This is a genomic window from Cytobacillus gottheilii (assembly GCF_001636345.1).
Lineage (GTDB): Bacteria > Bacillota > Bacilli > Bacillales > Cytobacillaceae > Cytobacillus > Cytobacillus gottheilii.
The window spans coordinates 1978363-1998939 of the sequence record NZ_KV440945.1 but is presented as its reverse complement, the minus strand read 5'-3'; the positions used below and the strand labels follow the sequence as shown (position 1 = coordinate 1998939).

Below are 20577 nucleotides of genomic sequence, written 5' to 3'. Positions count from 1 at the left end.
GTCTTATGGCACATGGATAAAAAAGAAAAGGCGTGTGGTTGCACGCCTTCTTAGTCTTTATTCAATTATATGGCAAGCAAATGCTTTTCTTTTACAAATTGTATAGCTTCCTGCCTATTTTTTATACCATGAGTTGTGAGCATTTCAAGTAAGGACATATAAAAACTGCCATCAAATGACTTTTGTATTTTTAGAGTAAGTTCTAAAGCGGCATTCACAAGTTCATCCCCAGCATTCGTATAATGCTTGCCGAAGTAGATAAAACCAATGGCATCTTCCTTCAGCTGAAAGCCTTTGCTTTCTAAAAAACGAACATATTCTTCCACTGTTTTCACAGTCATATTCATTCCTCTCCCTAATTGACAAAGCATTCCTCCTCAAATATTACCGTAAATTTCGACAATTATCTACCTTTTTTTGGTCAAATAATAGCCGATTGTACCTGTAATAACTCCGAGTATCGCTCCACCAATTACCTCTTGAGGCTGATGTCCCAGCATTTCTTTTAGCTTCTTTGGCTTTTCCTCTTTAAATTCAACTGTATCATCTGCATTAATTTTATCAACTAGTTCACCAAGGCTATTTACCTTTAATGTTAGTTCGCCAGTTTGACGGCGTATACCCTGTGCATCATACATAACAATAAGTCCGTATACTAGGGATAACGCAAAATCAACTGTAGGAACTCCTCTTTGTAATGCAATGAATGTTGTCAGAGAGGATACTCCAGCTGAATGTGAACTAGGCATCCCTCCTGTTTGAAAAAAGAGTTCTGGCCTCAATTCTTTCTCTTTTGCATAATGGATCGGAATTTTTAACCCTTGAGCAAGTCCGATACTTAAGAGTGCTATGTAAACTCCTTTATTCATATCATCACCTCCTGTTTATTTTGGAGTTTGTGTAGTGTAATTATTCCTTTTCGGTCATACTACTAAACATCGATCATAAAAGAGAGGTGAATGAAGATATGAGCAGAAGAGGCAATGATAATCGTGGTACAAAAGCATCTGGTGTAAACCCGCAAGGCTACGGTCAAGACGCTGAATTTTCTGAGGAGCCTAAAAGCAAGCTTGAGAATGCAGCGAAGAAGAAAAACACAAAATAAAGTAAGTAAAAAGGCCGATCACTCGTCGGCCTTTTCTATTCCGTATTCTATCACGGAATTTATATTATGCGTATTGCTGTTCTTCCTGTATCAATTTATGAAGACCGCGGAATTCAACTTCTGTAAATTTAGCAAGAACTTTTTCACGATTAATTTTATAGAGTGATTGTTCAAGTGTGCATGTAACAGGGACATCACATTTAATTTCCGCTAACTGCCTGCTTAAGTGGAGCATTTCCAGATCTTGTTCAATTTTCGTTCTTTGCCCTTTTGGAAGCTCTGTTAAATGAGCAAGAACTCCTTCAATATGCTCGTACTGCTGAAGCAGCTTTAATGCTGTTTTTTCGCCGATTCCCTTTACTCCAGGGTAGTTATCACTTGTATCCCCCATAAATGCCTTTAAATCAATCATCTGCTTCGGTGTAATGCCTTTTTCCTCAAAGAATGTATCTTTTGTATGCACTTTATAATTACCATATCCTTTTTGGAGAAGAACAACTGAGATCTGTTCATCCAATAGCTGTAAAATGTCTTGGTCACCAGTCAAGATTATAACATTGCATTCCTTGGAAGCACTTCTTGCAATGGTGCCGATACAATCATCTGCTTCGTAGCCTGATAATCCGATGTTGGGAACATCAAACGCTTCTACCACGTCTTTTACCAGTTCGAATTGTGGCTGAAGTTCAATTGGAGCCTCTGGTCTGTTAGATTTATAGCCATCAAACATTTCTGTTCTAAATGTTTTGCTGCCCATATCCCAGCACACAGCTACATGGCTTGGGTTAAATGAAGACATAGCCGTTAAAAAGTGTTTTACAAAGCCGTAGACTGCATTTGTTGGGATTCCTTTTGAATTGATCATAAATTGACCGCTGACTGCTGTGGCAAAATAGGCTCTGAATAAAAGGGCCATTCCGTCGACTAATAGTAGAGTAGATTTATCTTCTTTCATTTGTATTCCTCCTTGGAAAACTGCGTAGATACTATTATAGCATAGGTTAAGATGTTCTATAAAAACTGGATATAAAATGCCAAAACAGGTTAAAAAAACTATAATACTATGTCTAAAATACGAATTCAATGTCATGATAGGGGTATTATAACCAGCCCGTACCATTGCGCTGCGGACTCTCGCTTTCCGTGGGGAGGAAGCTGAGCCTCCTCGGCGCGCCTGCGGGGTCTCAGCTCCCCACTCGTCCCGCGGGAGTCTCGCACCATTCCGTTCCAATCGTAAGTTTCTTTTCTTATTACAAAATCAATGTGCTTAATAAAGCAAATATACTTACTTCTCTTTAAGCTTCCGTTTTACAATTGACCCTATCAAAGTCCTTTAAATGGTCCCGTTTCCACTTCATTTTCTTCATATGAAATCCAGTCGCTGAAGCTGCCTGGGTATAGTTTGACATGTGGGAAGCCAGCTTCTTTTAGGGCAATGTAGTTTGGTGCGGCTGTGACGCCTGAACCGCAGTAGACGATTAGTGTTTTAGAAGGGTCGATGTCTGTGAATCTTTTTTGCTGTTCTTTTGTATTTTTAAAGGTTCCATTTTCCAGTCCTTCAAACCAAACTTTGTTTATGGCGCCAGGTATTCTTCCTGCCTTTTTGTCTATTGGCTCTTCTATTCCTAAGTATCTTTTCTCCTCACGTGAGTCGATCATTACTATATTATTTGGCTTTTCTCTGACAGCTTCCTTTACTTCTTTGTATGTAGCAATCATGTCATGATTGTAGGCCGGACTATAGCTGACAGGTGCTGGAGTTGGAATTTCGTCAGTTACAACACCATCTTGTTTCTTCCAATCTTCATAACCGCCATTTAAAATATAAACCTTTTCATGTCCGACATATGTAAGCATCCACCATAAACGCGAAGCAAAAGCACCTTGCCCGCCGTCGTATGCGATAACAGTTGTGGTTCGGTCAATGCCCGAACGCTCCAATAACCCGATAAAATGATCCATTGGCGGCAATGGATGTCTTCCGCCATGCTGCTGAACTGGAGCTGATAAATCCTTTTCCAGATCAAAATAAAGCGCACCAGGAATATGATTGTTTTTATATAATTTTTCACCTTCCTCCGGATCACTTAAATTAAATCGGCAATCTGCGATAACGAGTTTTTCATCATTCAAGTGCTGTTTAAGCCAGTTAGCATCAATTGTTCTCAATTGAACTCCTCCTCCATTTCCAGTGTTTCATGTGCAATATGCTGTCATTTTACCAAAAAGCTTATTAGAAAGAGGGATTTTGATTTCAAAACCCCTCTAAAAATTATGAAATTTGCTTTTCAATTTCATATAACTTTTCTATTGGATATTGGTTAGAAAGTGCAGAAAGTAAGCCGTTATAATATTCACTTGTTTGCTCGATCATTGAGTCTGCTAAACGGCTATATTCATTAGCCAGCAGCGGATGATAATGATCTTTCAGCCGCTCTCCTTCCTTCTGTAAGTAGGCAAGCGCAGGATCCTCCATTGCAGTCTGTAATGCTTCGGCCAAAAGCTTCCGTTCATTTTTTTCAAAAAATGCTTTAGGATTTTTAAAATACGATAATGCTTTCTTAAACATCTGCTGATCCAGATCAGAGAAAGCAGTTGTAAATTCTATAGGTTCAAACTTTGCTTTTTCAAATGAAGTAAAAGAGATATTTTGATTGATTTCTTTCATTTCATTCATTAAACGTCCATACTGCTCCTGCAGTATTTTTCCTATAAAAACTTCTGCTCTTAAAGATGTGGCCCTCATTTCTTGTGCAAAATCAAACCCAAAGCTTTTTAGAAAGTCTTCTAAAGCTGCTTCTAATGCACGTTTTAAATTTCTTCCATCATCTTTCAGCAAGGATGGATTAAAAGATTCTTTAACAAAGTCATTGAATCTTAAAAATACTCTCTGTTTTATATAAAAGGTTAGCTCATCGGCTTCTTGAGCAAATCTTTTTTGCAGAAGATCTGTTCTTTGCTCTTTGAGAAGCTGCTGCATGCGCTGCTGCTCTTCAGCCAAAGCTTGAATTTTTTGCTCTTTTAGTGACTGATCTTCCATGGAAGATGAAATAAATGCCTGAAGCTGCTCTTTTGATCTTTCCTGTTCACGTTTAGCACTTAAGATTGATATGTTCATGAGGTCATGATGTATAAATGAATAGAAACGCTCTTCAAACTGCTGCATTCCCTCATGTAATGACCTATTATTTTTCTTTTGCTCTAGCGCCTGCAGACTTGATACACCATAAACGGAAGGAAGGCGCACACCATATTGAGTCAGCTGTTCCTCAACATATGTCCGAACATCTTCAAGCTCATCCTCGTTGTTAGCAAGGTCAATGGCATTGACGATAAAAAACATCTTATCAAGCTCAAAAGAATCCTTTACACGGCCAAGCTGAATGAGAAATTCTCTGTCCGCTTTTGAAAAAGCATGATTGTAATACGTAACAAAAAGGATTGCATCAGAATTTTTAATATAGTTGAACGCCACTCCTGTATGACGGGCATTAATTGAGTCTGCTCCTGGTGTATCAACAAGAGTAATACCGCTTCTTGTCAGCGGGCAGTCATAATACACTTCTATTAAGTCAACAAAACAGGATTTCTCTTCTTTCGCAACATAATCTGCTAATTCGCTAAGATTGGTTGTGATCATTTCCCCAAGATTGTTCTGAAATTCTGAAAAACCTTGTGAAAATGCTTTTAAAAAGGCAAAATGTGTTTTCTCATATGCCTCAAATTGTTGTTCAGGCTGAAAAATCTTATCAATTTTCTGCAGAGCATCACTCAAATTGAATGCAGACAAACCAAAAACCTTTAAAGATTCATTAATATCCTGAGCGAGGATGTCTTCTTTTTTTACATATACCAAAACAGTTCCGTGCCCATGGTCTGTATCAATTGGCATAATCTTATTAATGGCTGCAGTGGTGGGATTTGGTGAAACCGGCAGAACCTTCTCGCCTATTAATGCATTGGCAAAAGAAGATTTCCCTGCACTAAAGGCTCCAAAAAGTGCTACGGTGAACTGCTGATTTTTAATTCGGTCTGCTTTTATGATCAGTTGCTCTGATATGGTTTTAAACCCAGGAACGTCAGCAAGTAAAGTTGAAGTATGCAAAAGCTTTTCAACCAATGCTGATGTATCCTGCTTACTAACTGCGTCTTTTTCTGCTTCAGGCAGATCTATTACCTTTTTAGGGTGTTCCTTTTCTTCCTTTATTGTATATTCTTCAGTAACAATTTCTACATTTGCTTCTTCATTTGCTATAAGATCAGCCCATGTGATCTGAATATTGTCTGGGGAAGCTGCTCCAGTTAAAAGTTCATTCATATAGGACTTTGCTTGCTTTAATTGTTCTTTCACTGTGTGTATTTCCTTTATGGCTCCATCATAGCGTTTTAGTTCAGCAAGATCTGAAGATAGTTGAAGAAGCTGTTTTTCACCCTTCTTTTTAATAGAAGTTATAATTTGATCTTTCATTAAGCGATACTCAGATTTTGCGATTTTTTTAATAGTCTCGGCAACATCATTGGTATATTGAAGCACATAATCACCAGATAATCTTGCGCCGGTCTTAACGGTATTTGATAACAGGCTTTTATCAAACTTCACTTCAAACTGCTGGGCCTGTTCATAAAGAGTATCATTATTGATTTCCAGTTCTTTCAGTGTCTTTTGCAAAAACTGACGCAGATGCCAATTAATCTGGGCGTTTACCTTATCAGAAAAGTCATCATAAAACTGTGTTAGCCGCTGTTCTTTTTCAGCCATAGTCTTTTGTTTGGAAAAAAACAATCCAACTTTAAAATCAGGCTGCTCTGCCTGCAGGTAGTTTTCAGCGAGTTCTCTTGTCTGAAACGGCATCATATAAGCACTTTTAAGAATTTCATCTACCTGGTCATTTAAGTCAGCTTCAATTATTGTAGCCGCTTTCTTTTTTTCATCGATGATCTTATTTATTTCCTGCAGCTTTTCGGGAACGAGCGCTCGCTCACTTTCATTTAAAGCTGCTAACACCCGCTCAAATGAATCTAATTGATCCGCGTTTTGTTCCTCAAGCCATATATGGTGATCCTTCATTAATTTTTCTAAAGAATGATAAATTGACTGTGGCAGCTGCTTTCTTCCATCTTTTAATAAATTCTGCAGATTGTTCTGTAAATCGGTAAATTCATTATGTGGGTGATCATTTTCTCTTAAGGTCGTATAAAAAATCCTGTAGGGAATAACTCCCCATGATGCAAACGAATCTCTCACACCATTTTGAAACTGTTCAAAGCTAAGCTCTTCATCTCTATGCTTATCAATTTGATTGATAACTAGATACACCTTTTTCCCGGCGTTAACAAGTTCTTTAGTAAACAAGAAATTTAATTCAGCTTGAACATGATTATAATCCATCACATAAAAAACGACGTCAGCCAGATGCATCGCTGATTCCGTTGCGATCCGATGGGCATCATCCGTTGAATCAATACCAGGTGTATCCATAACAATTGCATGGGCAGGTAGTGATGTTTGAGAATGACTTATCTCAACTGATTGAATTTGATCTCCATCTTTGCTGTATTTTTTTATTTTTTCATAATCATATGGAGCTTCATAAAGCTTAATCGCACCACTTTTAAAATACACTTTTGCATAGTCATCGCCTGCTTTAATTTTCACTAAATTAGCACTCGTTGGAATCGGACTTGAAGGAAGAAGGTTCTCCCCTGCAACAGAATTGATCATGCTTGATTTCCCGGCAGAAAAATGGCCGCAAAACGCTATGGCATACTCTTCCTTCTGAAGTTTTTGAGCCAGGTCTTTCGCTCTTTCTGCTGTTTTGACATCAGCATTATCATGAAAATATTGATAAAATGAGGTAATTCGTTCTATTAATTGATTTTTGTCTAACTGCTGAAGATCCGTTTGAATCATTTTGAGTTCCCCTTGCCATCTGTATTGTTATTATTGTATATGATTTTTATCACTTTTCCTATGTATGTCTTTTGATTTTTCAAACTTTTTACATTCAAAATAGGCCTATAAAATTAGACAATAAAAAAACCAGGACTTTACTTCCAGCCCTGGTTTTGTATTTCTTATATGTTTGGTTTCACTACATTGTTTAATACGTGTTTCATTACGATCGAATATGCGGCGATGGTGCCAATAACTAAGACTGCTGTCATATGTAACAACACCTTCCTTATTAAAATCCTTTATTGATAATAATTTTCAACCTCAATTAGGATTCTAACATAGAACGAGAATCATTTTCAATATGTTCATGAAATTTTCACACATTTTACTCTCTCTCTAACAGGCGATTTTCTCCTGCAAGATTCAGCAAAGCTTTTTCCTCAGCTGGAATGCGGATCATCATCATCCCAATATTTAATAAAGTGAACAGTACAAATGTTATATATGCCTGAAATAAGAGAGGAATGACCATTAATTCTAATGCTACGATGACATAATTCGGATGTTTGATCCACTTGTATGGACCTTTTCGAACCGCTTCTGCATTAGGCAACACAATAATTTTTGTATTCCAATAGCGCCCTAATGAAAAAAGCGCCCATATCCTTCCTGCCTGCAAAAGAATAAACATCGGCAATAAGATTTTCCAGAGAGATGAAACCGAGTTTTCCAAAAACACCGTTTCTCCAAGCAAGCTAATAAAAAAAGCGGTGTGCAGGAGAACAATGAACGGATAATGAGCTTGTCCAAATTCCAAAGCTCCTCTTTCTTTCATCCACTTTTCATTGTGTTTTGCAACGAAAAGCTCGCATAATCTTTGGAGCACAATTAAGCTAAAGACGATATAAAACACGTTCATTATGATCAACTCCATTCCAGCAACAGCAATTCGGAGCTAAAGCCTGGTCCCAATGCAGCTGCAAGCCCTATATCTCCTTTTTTTCCGCTATGCATGAACCTTCTCAGCACATAGAGAATTGTACTGGAGGACATATTTCCGTATTCTTTTAACACCTGAAGGGATGTTTGAGTCATCTCTGGATTGAAATCAAGTGCTTCCTGATAGGCTTCTATTACCTTTCGGCCGCCAGGGTGTGCAATAAAATGAGTAATTTGTTCCAGCTTTATATGATTATTCTCCAGGAATCCAAGAGCATTTGGTTTAAGCCATTTTTCAACAATCGAAGGGATATCTCTTGAGAAAATGACATATAATCCTTCATTTTTAACATCCCAGCCCATCACATCTGTTGAATGTTTCATGGTAGTAGATTGTGTTGCAATCACTCTGGGTGCTGATTTCTTCATTAAATTAGAAGGTTTTCCTTCATCCCCAGTCACAAGCACACAAGCAACACCATCGGCAAAAAGAGAAGTCCCTACCAGATTGCTTTTTGAAAAGTCATTCCGCTGAAATGTAAGACTGCATAACTCAATCGTCAGCACAAGCACCTTTGCTTTTGGGTATGCAATACAATATTCATAAGCTCTCGCTAATCCCGATGCACCTCCTGCACATCCAAGACCCCAAATTGGGATTCGTTTCGTATGTTCGGAAAAGGGCAGGATGTTCATGATTCTTCCTTCAATGCTTGGTGTAGCAATGCCTGTACTTGAAATGGTAAAAATCGCATCTATTTCTTCAAAAGGAATATCCTCAACCAAAAATTCCTTGCTGGTGAGGCAGGCTTTCATCGCTTCTGCCCCCAATTCAACTGCACATTCTATATAAGCATCATTTTTTTCCTGAAATGTATGGTCTTTTTTAAACCAATTCAAGTCTTTTGCAAAATGCCTTTTTTCAATCTGGCCATTTTGAAACACTTTTAATAATCTTTCAATATCTTTATAGGATTCAGAGAACAAATCTCTCGCAAAATTCATCACTTCATTCTGATGGACGACCTGCTTTGGACTTGCCTCAGCAACTGAAATAATTGATGGCATATAACCGCTCCTTTTCCTCCAATGCGGTTAATTTTTCCAAACCACTTAAAATTATTCATTTGCGATAATAAGTTAAGTTAAGCAGGTATTTCGTGTATAAAAAAACTCCGCCCAATATGGACGGAGCGAATGTTTTGAAGGAGTTGTTGTGCTCTTTTATTATAAATCCTTCTTACCTTCTATTCATTGTATAATCTTTTCCAGTTATCTGATGATTGATTCTGTACATCAATTTTGATTTTTTTACTGACAGGTGTGCTGCATTTCTCACACAAGATTGGTTCATTGTATAATTGCCTGCAATAATCACAATAATATTTTTCCATAGGAACCCCACATTCTAGAAGATTGTGAGATATTATATTCGTATATTGACGAAATGATGCTTACTATGGATAAAATTATTAAAATTGTAATAGAAAAAAAGTTTTCGGATATAACGAAATAAGTAGGTTAAGATAATCGCGTTTCATTTTCCTGCATTCCTCTATTTGATGCGATTATGAAGCCTGCTGCACTTCTATTTCTGTCTCTTTTACTTTTGACTTTTTAACGCCAAATTCGTTAAAGATCAGATTTAATAGAATAGCTGTTAAGCTGCCTGCTACGATTCCGTTTTCTGTTAGAACGCTGATAGCAGCTGGCATTTCAGCAAATACTTCAGGCACAACCGTTACACCAAGACCCATCCCGATTGAGCAAGCAATGATGAAAAGATTTTCTTGAGAAGCAAAATTCACTTGGCTCAACATTTTAATTCCGTAAGCAATAACCATTCCAAACATTGCTACCATTGCACCGCCGAGAACAGATGACGGAATGACTGTTGTCAGAGCACCAATTTTCGGAACAAGCCCAAGCAATACAAGCAATCCGCCAGCGACGTAAATGACATTGCGAGTTTTGACGCCAGACAATTGCATAAGACCGACGTTTTGAGAATAAGTTGTATATGGGAATGAATTGAACAATCCGCCAAGCACGATCGCCAAACCTTCAGCACGATATCCTCTTGCCAAATCCTTTTCATCCAGTTTTTCTTCACAAATATCGCCAAGTGCGAAGTAAACCCCAGTTGATTCAACCAAGCTGACCATTGCGACTAAAATCATGGTTAAGATAGCAGATAGTTCAAATGTTGGCATTCCAAAATAAAATGGTGCCGGAATATGAAGCAAGGAAGCTTCTCCTACCTCCGTAAAATCAACCATACCCATGAAAAATGCAGCCAGAGTACCTGCTCCAAGTCCTAATAAAATAGAAATTGAACGGATAAAGCCTTTTGAAAATTTATATAAGATAATGATAAAGAGCAATGTCCCAAAAGCTAAACCAATATTTTCAAGTGATCCAAAATCAGCGCTGCCTTCACCGCCAGCAATGTTATTCATAGCTACTGGAATTAAAGTAATACCAATAATGGTTACGACAGAACCAGTCACAACAGGCGGAAAGAATCGTACGAGCTTTCCGAAAACAGTAGAAATAAGTAAAACAAATAATCCAGAAACAATAATGGCTCCATAAATAGCGGAAATTCCATATTCGCCGCCAATGGTAATCATTGGGGCAACTGCTGTAAACGTACAGCCTAATACAACAGGCAGACCTACACCAAAAAATTTATTCTTCCATACTTGTAAAATCGTTGCGACTCCGCACATTAAGATATCAATTGATACAAGATAGGTTAGCTGCTCCCCTGTTAAACCAAGCGCACCGCCCACTATTAGCGGTACTACGACTGCACCAGCATACATGGCAAGCACATGCTGAATGCCTAATGATGCGATTTTAAATGAATTCTGTTTCATCGTGTCACTTCCTCCAATTCTTCTTTATTTCTAAATGTGACTTCCCCATTTTCAAGAGATTCAATGATTGCGAGAGATTCGATTCTAATTCCTGCTTCACGCAATAATTTACCTCCACCCTGGAAACCTTTTTCAATGACAATTCCCACTCCGGCAACAGCTGCATTTGCCTTTTTAACAATCTCAACAAGTCCCTCTGCAGCCTGACCATTGGCAAGAAAATCATCGATAATTAGCACGGTATCGTTACTTTGCAAAAACTTTTTCGAAACCGAAATTTCGTTTGTTTCCTGTTTAGTAAAAGAGTAGACGGACGAAGTAATCAAATCCTCAGTTAGAGTCAGTGACTTCTTTTTCCTTGCAAAAACGATCGGCACATTTAAATGCAATCCTGCCATAACAGATGGAGCAATACCAGAAGATTCAATCGTTAAAATTTTTGTTATGCCTGCATCCTTAAAACGGGATGCAAACTCTTTTCCAATATCCATCATCAAATGCGGATCTACTTGATGATTTAAAAAGCTGTCAACTTTCAGTACCGAACTTGATAATACCTTTCCTTCTGCTTCGATTTTTGCTTTAAGTCTCTCCATCGTTCTCCCCCTGTTGTCTATGTATTTTAAATGAAATCTGCCTAATAAAAAAAACCTAAAAGCAATTGCTTCACAAGTTGAGTGAAGCAATGCCTTTAGGTTTTCATCGGAAAAGACAATAAAATAAGAGAGTTATCTCTTATTTTCTGCTCACTCATAGTCGAATCCTTTACGGTGATTCGGTAGAAACTCGCAGGCCATATCCCTGCTATTATATGAATGATTCATTTTTTAATTGTATTAACATTATAACACCGCAAATGAAGATTTCAATAGTAAATCGATTATTTTACGAACTTTATAGTTTAAAATAATCCGAATATTCGTGTTTGTCATATTTTCAACTGTGATAATTATCATAGCGCTCTAATTACCCGCGCTGCGTGCTTCCTTTTTATCATATCTGGTTTCTGTTTTTCTTCTTCACATTTTATTCACAATTTAACGATCTGTATTGTGACATATATCACTGATATATCAATTTTACAACATAAACATAGTGAAAATATTACCAATGAACAGTTTGTGAACTAGTGAAATCTATCTAGATTCTAACATTTAGTCTTGTATGATGGAGTTGTAATCATTCATTTTTCAAAGCTTTGAAAGGAGTGGACGAAGGTGGCGAAAACGGAACTCAGGAAAAATGTAAAAACAGAAGTGGAAGATAGATCTTCTCTTAAAGGGACGTTAGCTTCCGTATTCTTATTAGGTTTCTTTCTAATTGTTTCATGGGTAGGTGTGTTCTTTTTATTTTTAGATCGTTTTTAAGAAGTTGAAAGGGGAAAATAGCCATGCATATGCATAAGTTTGAAAAAGTTTGGCTAATCTTTGGGGTCGGGACATTGCTTGTTTTTCTGACAGTTTTAGGTGTAAGCGCATTCTACCTTGGAAACCAGCCTCCTAGCTGTTTAGCGACAATTGATCCAGAAAAGGTTGAAACACAGGCACCATTTAATGAACCTGGCTTAAAAAAAGTTGAAGGAAAAGCATGGGATTATGAGCTTGTCTTTGTTGCACAGGCATTTAACTATAATCCAGGTGATGTAGAAATTCCATTTGGAGCTACAGTAAAAATTATTGCAACCACTAAGGATGTCATCCACGGTTTTGAAGTTGCAGGCACAAACATCAATATGATGCTTGAGCCAGGCTATATCAGTGAACATATCACAACATTTGATAAGACCGGTGAATACTTAATTCTTTGTAATGAATATTGTGGTGCTGGACACCATTTAATGACTTCCAAAATCGAGGTGGTTGAATCATGATCAACTCAGCAGACAAACTGAAAGTTGACCGCCGTGACGGCAAATTGGTTATGGCACAGATCTATGTTGCCTTTATTGCTTTATTAATAGGAGGACTTGCAGGATTATTGCAGGTGCTTGTACGCTCAGGCAGGTTCGAATTGCCGGCAGGGATTGGCTATTATCAAATTTTAACTGTTCACGGTGTTGTTTTGGGTCTTGTATTAACCACATTCTTCATCATGGGCTTTATGCAGGCATGTGTAAGTAAAACAGCCGGAACATTTACAACTAAACAGCGAACCATCGCATGGATTGGTTTCTGGTTAATGACAATTGGAACAGTGATGGCTGCAGTTATGATTCTTCTAAATGAAGCTAGCGTGCTTTACACCTTCTACGCTCCGCTTCAGGCTCACTTCCTGTTTTATCTTGGATTAACATTAGTCGTTGTCGGCAGCTGGCTGGGAAGTGCTGCTATTATTATGAAATATGCCGAGTGGCGCCGTGCTAATCCAGGTACACCTAGTCCGCTGCTCACATTTATGGCTCTTGTGAATGTGTTAATGTGGATTGTTGCGACTCTTGGTGTAGCTGCAACCGTTTTGATTCAGCTTCTTCCATGGTCTCTTGGATTAGTTGAAACCGTTAATGTCGGTGTCAGCCGTACATTATTCTGGTATTTTGGACATCCGCTTGTTTATTTCTGGTTATTGCCGGCTTATATGGCCTGGTATGTTATCATTCCAAAAATCATTGGCGGCAAGATTTTCTCAGATTCTTTAGCACGTATGTCCTTTATCTTGTTTTTGCTTTTCTCCATACCTGTCGGGTTTCATCATCAGTTATTAGAACCGGGAATTGACGCCGCATGGAAATTTCTACAAGTTGTTTTAACATTCCTAGTCGTTATTCCGTCATTGATGACAGCCTTTTCACTCTTTGCAACCTTTGAGACATTTGGGCGCTCAAAAGGAGCAAAAGGCTTATTTGGCTGGTTTAAAATGCTGCCATGGGGAGATGCACGCTTCGCTGTTCCATTTATCGGAATGCTTTCTTTTATCCCTGCTGGTGCAGGAGGATTAATTAATGCTTCCAACCAGATGAACCAGGTTGTTCACAACACGATCTGGGTAACAGGACATTTTCATTTAACACTAGCAACCGCAGTTGTATTAACGTTCTTTGGAATCACTTTCTGGCTAGTACCGCATTTAACTGGACGTGTATTAACAAAAGCGATCAATAAATTAGCTCTTATACAAGGTGTGCTCTGGGCAATTGGAATGACGTTTATGTCCGGCGCCATGCATGCTGCCGGGTTGTTAGGTGCACCGCGCCGCTCTGCTTTTTCTGAATACGGTGGTGCCCCGCAAGCCGCTGAATGGATTCCTTATCAAGTCGCACAAGCAGTCGGCGGTTCCATTCTATTTTTAGCGATTATTCTAATGCTCTATATCTTTGTGAATCTTGCATTCTTTGCTCCAAAAGGAGAAGAGGAATTCCCTATTGGTGAAATGTCCACTCATGCTGAACCGGCTCCTATGGTTTTTGAAAACTGGAAAATTTGGATGGGTATTACCGTTTTATTAATTTTATTCGCTTATACCATACCATTTATTGACCTTATTCAAAATGCGCCGCCTGGTTCAAAAGGATATAACAATCTCTGGTAAAGCAAAAATAGACATTTTAAAAGCGTCTGCATATCAGCAGACGCTTTTTTTCTCACTAAGAGTGAACTCCTCTATCTTTTGGAACTCTCAACTTTTTGCTGTTTATATTGACGGCAATCACTGACCCAAGAATACAGACAGCACCTAATACTTGGGCATTACCGAAGAATTCACCAAAAACAGCTACTCCAATGACACAGGCAACAACTGGTTCGATGGTTGCTATAATCGCAGCCTTACTACCTTCTGTCTGCTCCAAACCTTTCGTATATAAGATATAGGCAACAACAGTTGGTATTAATCCTAGACCAAGACTTAGAAGCAATACTTCAAATGTCATAAATAACTGTATTTTCTCCCATAGTCTTGTAAAAGGAACTAACGCTACAGAAGCTACTAGAAAGGTATATAAAGTAACAGTGTAGGATGAGTACTTTCTTAAGGCAAATTTCCCAAAGATTGTGTACAATGCATAACCCAAGCCAGATCCTAACCCGATCAGAAAACTGATGGCTGTTAAATTTGAATTCCCTCCACTTAAGCCGGTGATCAGAGCACATCCTAAAATTGTTGCGAATACTGCTATTAATTTCTTCCTATCTATCTTTTCTTTTAAAAAGAAGAAAGATAGAACAGTGACAAAGGCAGGAGCGGTGTATAACAGGATGACCGCAACTGAAACACCTGCCTGATTCATCGTAGTAAAGTAACAAAAGTTAAAAAATACAATACTAAGTATCCCAGTACCGATAAAATAGCGGATATCATGCCATTGTGATAGCTGCATCTCTTTACGATAGGAAAAGACTCCTAAGAAAAAAAGAAAAAATGCAGCCGATATTACCCTGATAGCAACTATTTCCATCGCAGAAAACCCTAGATTTCCTAGCTCTCTTACAAATAAAGCTATACTTCCCCATAATGCAGCACCTGAGGCAATGAAAAGCGCAGGTTTGTATTTATTCATCATTCACATCCCTTTTTGATTGAGATGAGCCCATTAACCTGTCCGAGCAAGGGACCTTTTCTTAGTTTAATTGATATACTTTATTATATTTTTCATATAAATACTCTACTAAATGCTGTGCGTTTAACCCTTCCCCTGTTGCGTCCTGAAGGATTTCCAGCGGTTTTTTCATTTTGCCGAATTGATGTACATGCTTTGTAAACCACTCTTTAATTGGTGTAAGATTGCCTTCTTCTAACAGCTGATCAAAGTGAGGCAAGTCCTTCAGCATTGCATTTTTCAACTGGGCCGCATACATGTATCCAAGTGCATAGGAAGGGAAATAGCCAAAGCTGCCGCCAGACCAATGAACATCCTGGAGCACACCTTTTGCATTATTGTCAGGCACTACACCCAAGTATTCCTTATATTTTGCATTCCACACTTCAGGCAGATCCTTTACTTCAATTTCATCATTGAAAAGGCCCTTTTCAATTTCATAACGAATAATAATGTGGAGCGGATATGTTAGCTCGTCTGCTTCGATGCGAATCAAGGATGGCTTTGCTTCATTGATTGCTGTATAAAAATCTTCTACAGCTACATCATCAAACTGACCGCTGCTATATTGCTTTAATAGATCATAGTTCTTTTTCCAGAATGATAGATCTCTTCCAACAAAGTTTTCATAGAATAATGATTGTGATTCATGAATGCCCATTGATGTACCATCACAAAGCGGAGTTCCAATTAAATCTTTGCTTATATTTTGCTCATATAAGGCATGCCCGCCTTCATGGATTGTTCCAAACACTGCCGTCCGAAAATCATTTTCATCGTATTTTGTCGTGACCCTCACATCTCCAGGGCTCAGACCAATCGCAAACGGATGAACCGTCTCATCCAGCCTTCCCGCCTTAAAGTTATAACCCATTTGTTCAAGAATCTCTAAGCTGAAGTCTCGCTGAGCTTCTTTTGGAAACTGTTCATATAAACATTCCGTCTTAGGCTTTACTTTTGCCTCTGCAATTTGCTTGACGAGCGGTACAATCTTCTCGCGCAAGTTCCCAAACACCTCATCCAGTGTTTCAACAGTGATGCCTGGTTCGTACATATCCAGTAATGTATTATATTTATTTCCTTCGTAACCCCAATACTCAACAAAACGCTTATTCATTGAGACTAGCTTTTCAAGATAAGGTCTAAACATTTCAAAGTCGTCTTTCTCTTTTGCCTCTTCCCAAGTACTTTCCGCCTGTGATTGTAAAATAACATATTCCTTATACTCTTCAGCAGGAATTTTTTTATTGCGGTCATATTCTTTTTGGCATAGTTCAACTGTCTTCACTGTTCGTTCAGACAGTCCTTTTTTCACTTCATCCTGGGAAAGGGCTTGAAGAAACCCAGCCATTTCATCAGAAGTTGAAAGGTGAAATACCTCCGAAGAAAGCACACCAATCGTTTCAGATCGCTGCTCTACTCCTTGTTTTGGTGCTCCCGTGCGCAAATCCCAGAAAATAAGGGAAAGAGCTTCATTATATGCTTCCATTTTCTTTACATAATCAAGAAATTTTTGTTCTGTTTGTTGAATCGTCATCAGGCAGTCCTCCTATGTATTCATCTTCACTTTTACATCTTATCATATTTTTCTGAAATTTTTTCTCAAAATCGTTGAATTCCACATATGTCAAAGCCATTTTAGTACGTTATAATTAGGAAGTGCCTTAACTCTATGAATACATTAAAATATAGGATGAGGAAGTTTAATTCATGAGATTTTTCATTTTATTGATAGTGTTTATTTCCTTTTTTGACATGTTTTCGCAATTGCCCATCATGAGTACATATGCAAAAGGTTTAGGGGCAGGATCTGCCATTATCGGCATAATTGTCGGCATGTATTCTTTTTCTAATATGATCGGCAATATGCTTGCCGGCTATTATATCGACCGCAGCAGAGGAAAAACCATTCTGATGATTGGACTTGGTCTGTGCGGAGCAATTCTCTTTCTTTACCCCTTTGCCGTTACTCCTGCTCAATTATTAGGAATTCGCTTCCTTCATGGTTTTATCAGCGGATTTATTGTTCCTGCTGCCTTTACCATGATTGCGAACAGAAGCGAATCAGGTACTCAAGGCAAATCGATGGCCATTACTGGTGCAGCAGTAGGAATTGCCGCTATCGCCGGACCTGCTTTTGGCGGAATTGCCGGCTCTGGGAATGTTCAGACTGTCTTTATTGTAAACGGAATTTTAATGCTTCTAACAGCTGCCGCAGTCCCTTTTTTCATTCCAAAACAGGGAGTTAGCGGAGCCTCTTCTGAAAAGAAGGCTGCCAATCAGTCTGGCAGGTCCATCAGTTCATTAATGATATTCAGCTTTATCGGTGCCTTTAGCCTGATGTTTGCTCAAGGAGTATTAGCTTATATGCTGCCTCTTCAAGTGGAAATGCTGCAGTTTAGCTCATCAGCAAGCGGTACACTGTTAAGTACATTTGGCATTACGGCAATATGTATCTTTTTACTGCCAACAAATAAGCTTTATGACAAGTATAAACCTTTTCGTTTAATGACTCTGGGAATGTCGGTCATTGGCTTTGCTTTATTGCTTTTAAGCAATAGCACAAGCCTGCTTATGCTATATGTTTCGATGGTTATTTACGGCCTTGGCTTTGCATGGCTGTTCCCATCTATTTCTGCCCTATTGATTCAGCAGACAGCACCAGAAGCAAGAGGAAGAGCATTTGGTTATTTTTATGCCTTTTTCTCACTGGGATCTGTTGCTGGTTCAGCCATTACCGGTGCTCTGACAGTTAGTTTTAAGAGCGGTTTTCTGATTGCAGCCTGTCTGTTGTTTGGTAATGTATTATGGATGTCCTTATATAACCTATGGAAAAATCCCCCTAATATGGTTTAGGGGGATTTTTATGTTGAGTCTATTGCGGCTGTACAGGAACGACCTTTTCTATTGCTGAAAGAGCATCCCTGTTTTCATTTTCCTGTAATAAAATGTGTACTGTTCCTTGATCCTCGTGAGTTCGAATCAGCCTGCCGATCCCTTGGCGAAGCCTTAAAATCATGTAAGGCATGTCCACTTGTTTGAATGGATCCTCTGCTCCTTCTCTTTTAGCAGTAAACACTGGATCATTCGGCGGATACGGCAGAGAAAAGATTATAACATTTTCGAGTGAACGGCCTGGAATATCCAATCCTTCCCAAAGTGTCGTTGAACATAATACTGATTGTTCTTCATTTTGGAATTTAGATACCAAAGTACTAATTTCACTTTCACCCTCAAAGTAGACTGGCCATTGCAGCTTCCCGGCAGCTTGCGCTTTAAAGGCAGCCAATTCAGCCTGATTATTGAAAAGAACGAGTGCCCGTCCTTCTGATTTCTCTATTTGTGCCTTTGTATACTCTATTTTCGCATGTAAATTGTCTGTTTTAAACACTGGCATTTTTATGGTCATACTCTCATCATAATCAAATGGAGATTCTACCGAGAAAGATAGATAGTCTGTCATCCCTAAGCTGTTTGCCATATATTCAAACGATTTGTTTTCAGATAATGTTGCAGAAGAAAACACAAACGGCTGTTTTTGGGAAAAGACTTCTTCTTTCATTATTTCCTCTACCATTTTTGGCATGATGACAAGCGTATGTTCTAAGTTATGGTCTTCAAACCATGTAATACCCTTTAACTCTTTTAAGAATAAGGAAAGGGAATAAGAGATTTGCTCTAAATATTCCTCTACAATTTTCAAATCATATTCATTAATGACATACATTTCACTTTCGAATACCAGCTCTTCTTCTAACGTGCTGATTAAATTAAGAAGTTTCTTTCCTTCCGCCAGAACAGCCGGTGTTTTTTGGATCGTACGTTTTTCAGATCCAAGTTCCTCAGTAGAAGCATTAACCAATTCTGAAAAGAACACTTCGTTCTGATAAATCGTATCTTCGATTGTATTTAATGTTGTTTCCCGTACATCATTTGCCATTAAACGTGTAAGAAGAGATTCTAAAATCTGCTCTGTGAAACGATATGTCAGTGCTTTTTGCGATGCATACTCTAATAAATGGCCTTCATCAAAAACAACACACGAGCTCTCTGGCAAGAGCGGAAGCTGCCCTTCTCGTTTGCGTGATTCTTTTGTCCAAATATGCTCCATATAAAAGTCATGTGAACAAATGATAAGATCACTTGCTTTGCGATAGTGCTCGCGATGCAAAGTCTGTCCGCAGCGGTGACGCTTCTCACATGTGAAGCAGTCTTGCAATGAATCCCAAGCAACATTTCCCCAATGCTCATCTGTTAGGTGCGGATAATCCTTGCGATCACCATACTTGTTAAACTTTTGCATAGAAGATCCACTATGAATAAAATCAGGCAGCATATCAAACACTTCATTGTATACTTCATTATCGTTTGCTGCTACAAGCTGATCAAGCTTGTTTAAACATAAATACTGATCACGGGACTTTGCCAAACGGACATCAACATTTAAATTCAATGCCTTTTCAAGCTTTGCAATATCCCCTTCTTTTTTCACAAGCTGTTCAATTAAGTTTTCATCTGCACATGCAATAATCGCAGGTTTGTTTTTGTATCTGGCATAGGCAATCGCATATAAAAGATAGACAATCGTTTTACCCGTTCCTACTCCTGCCTCAGCAAAGATTATTTTGTTTTCTTTGAAAGCTTTCTCAAGCTGGAAGGCCATAAAGATCTGCTCATCCCGCATTTCAAAGCCAGCTTCAGGAAGAATATCGTAAAAGACATCTCCAATCCACTCACTGAGTTTTTCGTAAAAAGATTCTGTTTTTGCAATTGCAAATGGCATTCGGCTTTGCATGCTACCCCTCCGTATAATCTGCTCTAAATTTATTTAGATCTATCATTTCATTAAACAAATAAAAAACCTTGCACTGGGCATGGTTTTTCTTTATCGTCTTTTTTGTTGATGGAGTTCATATCGTATGCGACAACGTTTTTATACTATCAGAAAGGGATAAATGAGCCTCTCAGAAGAAGGCTCGACATCGTGGCTCATCTTAGGACTTGCCAGCAGGCTATTTAACTGCTTTTTTTGAAAACGAGAATGTCATGGCCTGCTGCAGTTCTAATTGTGCATGTTTGAGTTTATCAAGACCAGCATACGACTGTCCATTCTCCTCAATCATTTTCCCCATAGAGGCATTTAATGCATGAGCAATTTTATTAAAATCTATTCTGCTGTCTTTCATCGTCTTTCCTCCTGCCGAATATAATATAACTATTATAT

General features: G+C 38.5%; 19 protein-coding genes and 1 riboswitch. Of the genes, 5 read left to right on the top strand and 14 right to left on the bottom strand.

From position 1 onward, the window contains the following. Positions 1-65: 65 nt before the first annotated feature. The gene (locus tag A6754_RS09655; RefSeq protein ID WP_066444380.1) at positions 66-347 is read right to left on the bottom strand and encodes a DUF6123 family protein; all 282 of its coding nucleotides are present in this window, start codon (positions 345-347) and stop codon (positions 66-68) included. Between the two features lie 60 nt (positions 348-407). Then, positions 408-869 carry a divergent PAP2 family protein gene (locus A6754_RS09650; RefSeq protein WP_066444376.1) on the bottom strand — a complete coding sequence of 154 codons (462 nt, stop codon included), beginning with the start codon at positions 867-869 and terminating at the stop codon, positions 408-410. 98 nt (positions 870-967) lie between these two features. Here A6754_RS09650 and sspL point away from each other — a divergent pair, with 98 nt between their 5' ends. Next, positions 968-1105 (top strand): small, acid-soluble spore protein L, encoded by a 138-nt coding sequence (gene sspL, locus A6754_RS09645; protein ID WP_066444372.1) that lies wholly within the window; start codon positions 968-970, stop codon positions 1103-1105. A gap of 64 nt (positions 1106-1169) precedes the next feature. On the opposite strand, the gene A6754_RS09640 is transcribed toward sspL, so the two are convergent. The 8 genes from A6754_RS09640 to A6754_RS09610 all read right to left on the bottom strand — a co-directional run bounded on the left by A6754_RS09640 (position 1170) and on the right by A6754_RS09610 (position 11418). Next, positions 1170-2060, bottom strand: a complete 891-nt coding sequence (locus A6754_RS09640; RefSeq protein WP_066444369.1) for a 5'-3' exonuclease — start codon at positions 2058-2060, stop codon at positions 1170-1172. Between the two features lie 368 nt (positions 2061-2428). Then, positions 2429-3274: a sulfurtransferase gene (locus A6754_RS09635; protein ID WP_066444367.1), complete on the bottom strand. Its 846-nt coding sequence runs from the start codon at positions 3272-3274 to the stop codon at positions 2429-2431. A gap of 103 nt (positions 3275-3377) precedes the next feature. Beyond that, a complete protein-coding gene (locus tag A6754_RS09630; protein WP_066444364.1) occupies positions 3378-7016 on the bottom strand; it encodes a dynamin family protein in 3639 nt (1212 codons plus the stop codon). 370 nt (positions 7017-7386) lie between these two features. Further along, positions 7387-7920 carry an isoprenylcysteine carboxyl methyltransferase family protein gene (locus tag A6754_RS09625; RefSeq protein WP_066444361.1) on the bottom strand — a complete coding sequence of 178 codons (534 nt, stop codon included), beginning with the start codon at positions 7918-7920 and terminating at the stop codon, positions 7387-7389. A 5-nt stretch (positions 7921-7925) separates the two neighbouring features. Continuing rightward, positions 7926-9008 carry a type III polyketide synthase gene (locus tag A6754_RS09620; protein WP_066444359.1) on the bottom strand — a complete coding sequence of 361 codons (1083 nt, stop codon included), beginning with the start codon at positions 9006-9008 and terminating at the stop codon, positions 7926-7928. A 179-nt stretch (positions 9009-9187) separates the two neighbouring features. Then, positions 9188-9334, bottom strand: a complete 147-nt coding sequence (locus tag A6754_RS22945) for a hypothetical protein (protein WP_180320206.1) — start codon at positions 9332-9334, stop codon at positions 9188-9190. A gap of 174 nt (positions 9335-9508) precedes the next feature. Next, positions 9509-10822 carry a nucleobase:cation symporter-2 family protein gene (locus A6754_RS09615; RefSeq protein WP_066444356.1) on the bottom strand — a complete coding sequence of 438 codons (1314 nt, stop codon included), beginning with the start codon at positions 10820-10822 and terminating at the stop codon, positions 9509-9511. Next, complete coding sequence (locus A6754_RS09610) at positions 10819-11418, bottom strand: xanthine phosphoribosyltransferase (RefSeq protein WP_066444355.1); 600 nt, start codon at positions 11416-11418, stop codon at positions 10819-10821. The genes A6754_RS09615 and A6754_RS09610 overlap by 4 nt, the downstream gene beginning before the upstream one ends. A gap of 137 nt (positions 11419-11555) precedes the next feature. Beyond that, a riboswitch (purine riboswitch) is annotated at positions 11556-11657 on the bottom strand. A 382-nt stretch (positions 11658-12039) separates the two neighbouring features. Here A6754_RS09610 and A6754_RS09605 point away from each other — a divergent pair. The 3 genes from A6754_RS09605 to A6754_RS09595 are packed head-to-tail and all read left to right on the top strand — an operon-like array spanning position 12040 to position 14347. Then, a complete protein-coding gene (locus A6754_RS09605; protein WP_066444351.1) occupies positions 12040-12189 on the top strand; it encodes a cytochrome c oxidase subunit 2A in 150 nt (49 codons plus the stop codon). Between the two features lie 23 nt (positions 12190-12212). Next, positions 12213-12692 (top strand): cytochrome c oxidase subunit II, encoded by a 480-nt coding sequence (locus A6754_RS09600; protein ID WP_066444348.1) that lies wholly within the window; start codon positions 12213-12215, stop codon positions 12690-12692. Continuing rightward, entirely contained in the window at positions 12689-14347 is a 1659-nt protein-coding gene (locus A6754_RS09595) for a b(o/a)3-type cytochrome-c oxidase subunit 1 (protein WP_066444345.1), read from the top strand. The genes A6754_RS09600 and A6754_RS09595 overlap by 4 nt, the downstream gene beginning before the upstream one ends. 55 nt (positions 14348-14402) lie before the next feature. Here the strand turns inward: A6754_RS09595 and A6754_RS09590 are convergent, their stop codons facing one another. Then, complete coding sequence (locus A6754_RS09590; protein WP_066444343.1) at positions 14403-15314, bottom strand: DMT family transporter; 912 nt, start codon at positions 15312-15314, stop codon at positions 14403-14405. Positions 15315-15375: 61 nt separating this feature from the next. Continuing rightward, positions 15376-16890 carry a carboxypeptidase M32 gene (locus A6754_RS09585; protein ID WP_066444341.1) on the bottom strand — a complete coding sequence of 505 codons (1515 nt, stop codon included), beginning with the start codon at positions 16888-16890 and terminating at the stop codon, positions 15376-15378. A 173-nt stretch (positions 16891-17063) separates the two neighbouring features. Between A6754_RS09585 and A6754_RS09580 the strand changes: the two genes are divergently transcribed. Continuing rightward, on the top strand, positions 17064-18209 hold the full coding sequence (locus tag A6754_RS09580; RefSeq protein ID WP_066444339.1) for an MFS transporter: 1146 nt from the start codon (positions 17064-17066) through the stop codon (positions 18207-18209). Between the two features lie 19 nt (positions 18210-18228). On the opposite strand, the gene A6754_RS09575 is transcribed toward A6754_RS09580, so the two are convergent. Both A6754_RS09575 and A6754_RS22745 read right to left on the bottom strand, forming a co-directional pair. Next, a complete protein-coding gene (locus A6754_RS09575) occupies positions 18229-20148 on the bottom strand; it encodes an ATP-dependent DNA helicase (protein ID WP_066444336.1) in 1920 nt (639 codons plus the stop codon). Between the two features lie 217 nt (positions 20149-20365). After that, positions 20366-20539: a hypothetical protein gene (locus A6754_RS22745; RefSeq protein ID WP_156495742.1), complete on the bottom strand. Its 174-nt coding sequence runs from the start codon at positions 20537-20539 to the stop codon at positions 20366-20368. Positions 20540-20577 lie beyond the last annotated feature (38 nt).

What these genes read in the sequence shown, in the direction of transcription:
- A6754_RS09655 (WP_066444380.1), bottom strand. Translation starts at nt 347, where the DNA reads ATGAATATGACTGTGAAAACAGTGGAAGAATATGTTCGTTTTTTAGAA.
- A6754_RS09650 (WP_066444376.1), bottom strand. Translation starts at nt 869, where the DNA reads ATGAATAAAGGAGTTTACATAGCACTCTTAAGTATCGGACTTGCTCAA.
- sspL (WP_066444372.1), top strand. Translation starts at nt 968, where the DNA reads ATGAGCAGAAGAGGCAATGATAATCGTGGTACAAAAGCATCTGGTGTA.
- A6754_RS09640 (WP_066444369.1), bottom strand. Translation starts at nt 2,060, where the DNA reads ATGAAAGAAGATAAATCTACTCTACTATTAGTCGACGGAATGGCCCTT.
- A6754_RS09630 (WP_066444364.1), bottom strand. Translation starts at nt 7,016, where the DNA reads ATGATTCAAACGGATCTTCAGCAGTTAGACAAAAATCAATTAATAGAA.
- A6754_RS09625 (WP_066444361.1), bottom strand. Translation starts at nt 7,920, where the DNA reads ATGAACGTGTTTTATATCGTCTTTAGCTTAATTGTGCTCCAAAGATTA.
- A6754_RS09620 (WP_066444359.1), bottom strand. Translation starts at nt 9,008, where the DNA reads ATGCCATCAATTATTTCAGTTGCTGAGGCAAGTCCAAAGCAGGTCGTC.
- A6754_RS22945 (WP_180320206.1), bottom strand. Translation starts at nt 9,334, where the DNA reads ATGGAAAAATATTATTGTGATTATTGCAGGCAATTATACAATGAACCA.
- A6754_RS09615 (WP_066444356.1), bottom strand. Translation starts at nt 10,822, where the DNA reads ATGAAACAGAATTCATTTAAAATCGCATCATTAGGCATTCAGCATGTG.
- A6754_RS09610 (WP_066444355.1), bottom strand. Translation starts at nt 11,418, where the DNA reads ATGGAGAGACTTAAAGCAAAAATCGAAGCAGAAGGAAAGGTATTATCA.
- A6754_RS09600 (WP_066444348.1), top strand. Translation starts at nt 12,213, where the DNA reads ATGCATATGCATAAGTTTGAAAAAGTTTGGCTAATCTTTGGGGTCGGG.
- A6754_RS09595 (WP_066444345.1), top strand. Translation starts at nt 12,689, where the DNA reads ATGATCAACTCAGCAGACAAACTGAAAGTTGACCGCCGTGACGGCAAA.
- A6754_RS09590 (WP_066444343.1), bottom strand. Translation starts at nt 15,314, where the DNA reads ATGAATAAATACAAACCTGCGCTTTTCATTGCCTCAGGTGCTGCATTA.
- A6754_RS09585 (WP_066444341.1), bottom strand. Translation starts at nt 16,890, where the DNA reads ATGACGATTCAACAAACAGAACAAAAATTTCTTGATTATGTAAAGAAA.
- A6754_RS09580 (WP_066444339.1), top strand. Translation starts at nt 17,064, where the DNA reads ATGAGATTTTTCATTTTATTGATAGTGTTTATTTCCTTTTTTGACATG.
- A6754_RS09575 (WP_066444336.1), bottom strand. Translation starts at nt 20,148, where the DNA reads ATGCAAAGCCGAATGCCATTTGCAATTGCAAAAACAGAATCTTTTTAC.
- A6754_RS22745 (WP_156495742.1), bottom strand. Translation starts at nt 20,539, where the DNA reads ATGAAAGACAGCAGAATAGATTTTAATAAAATTGCTCATGCATTAAAT.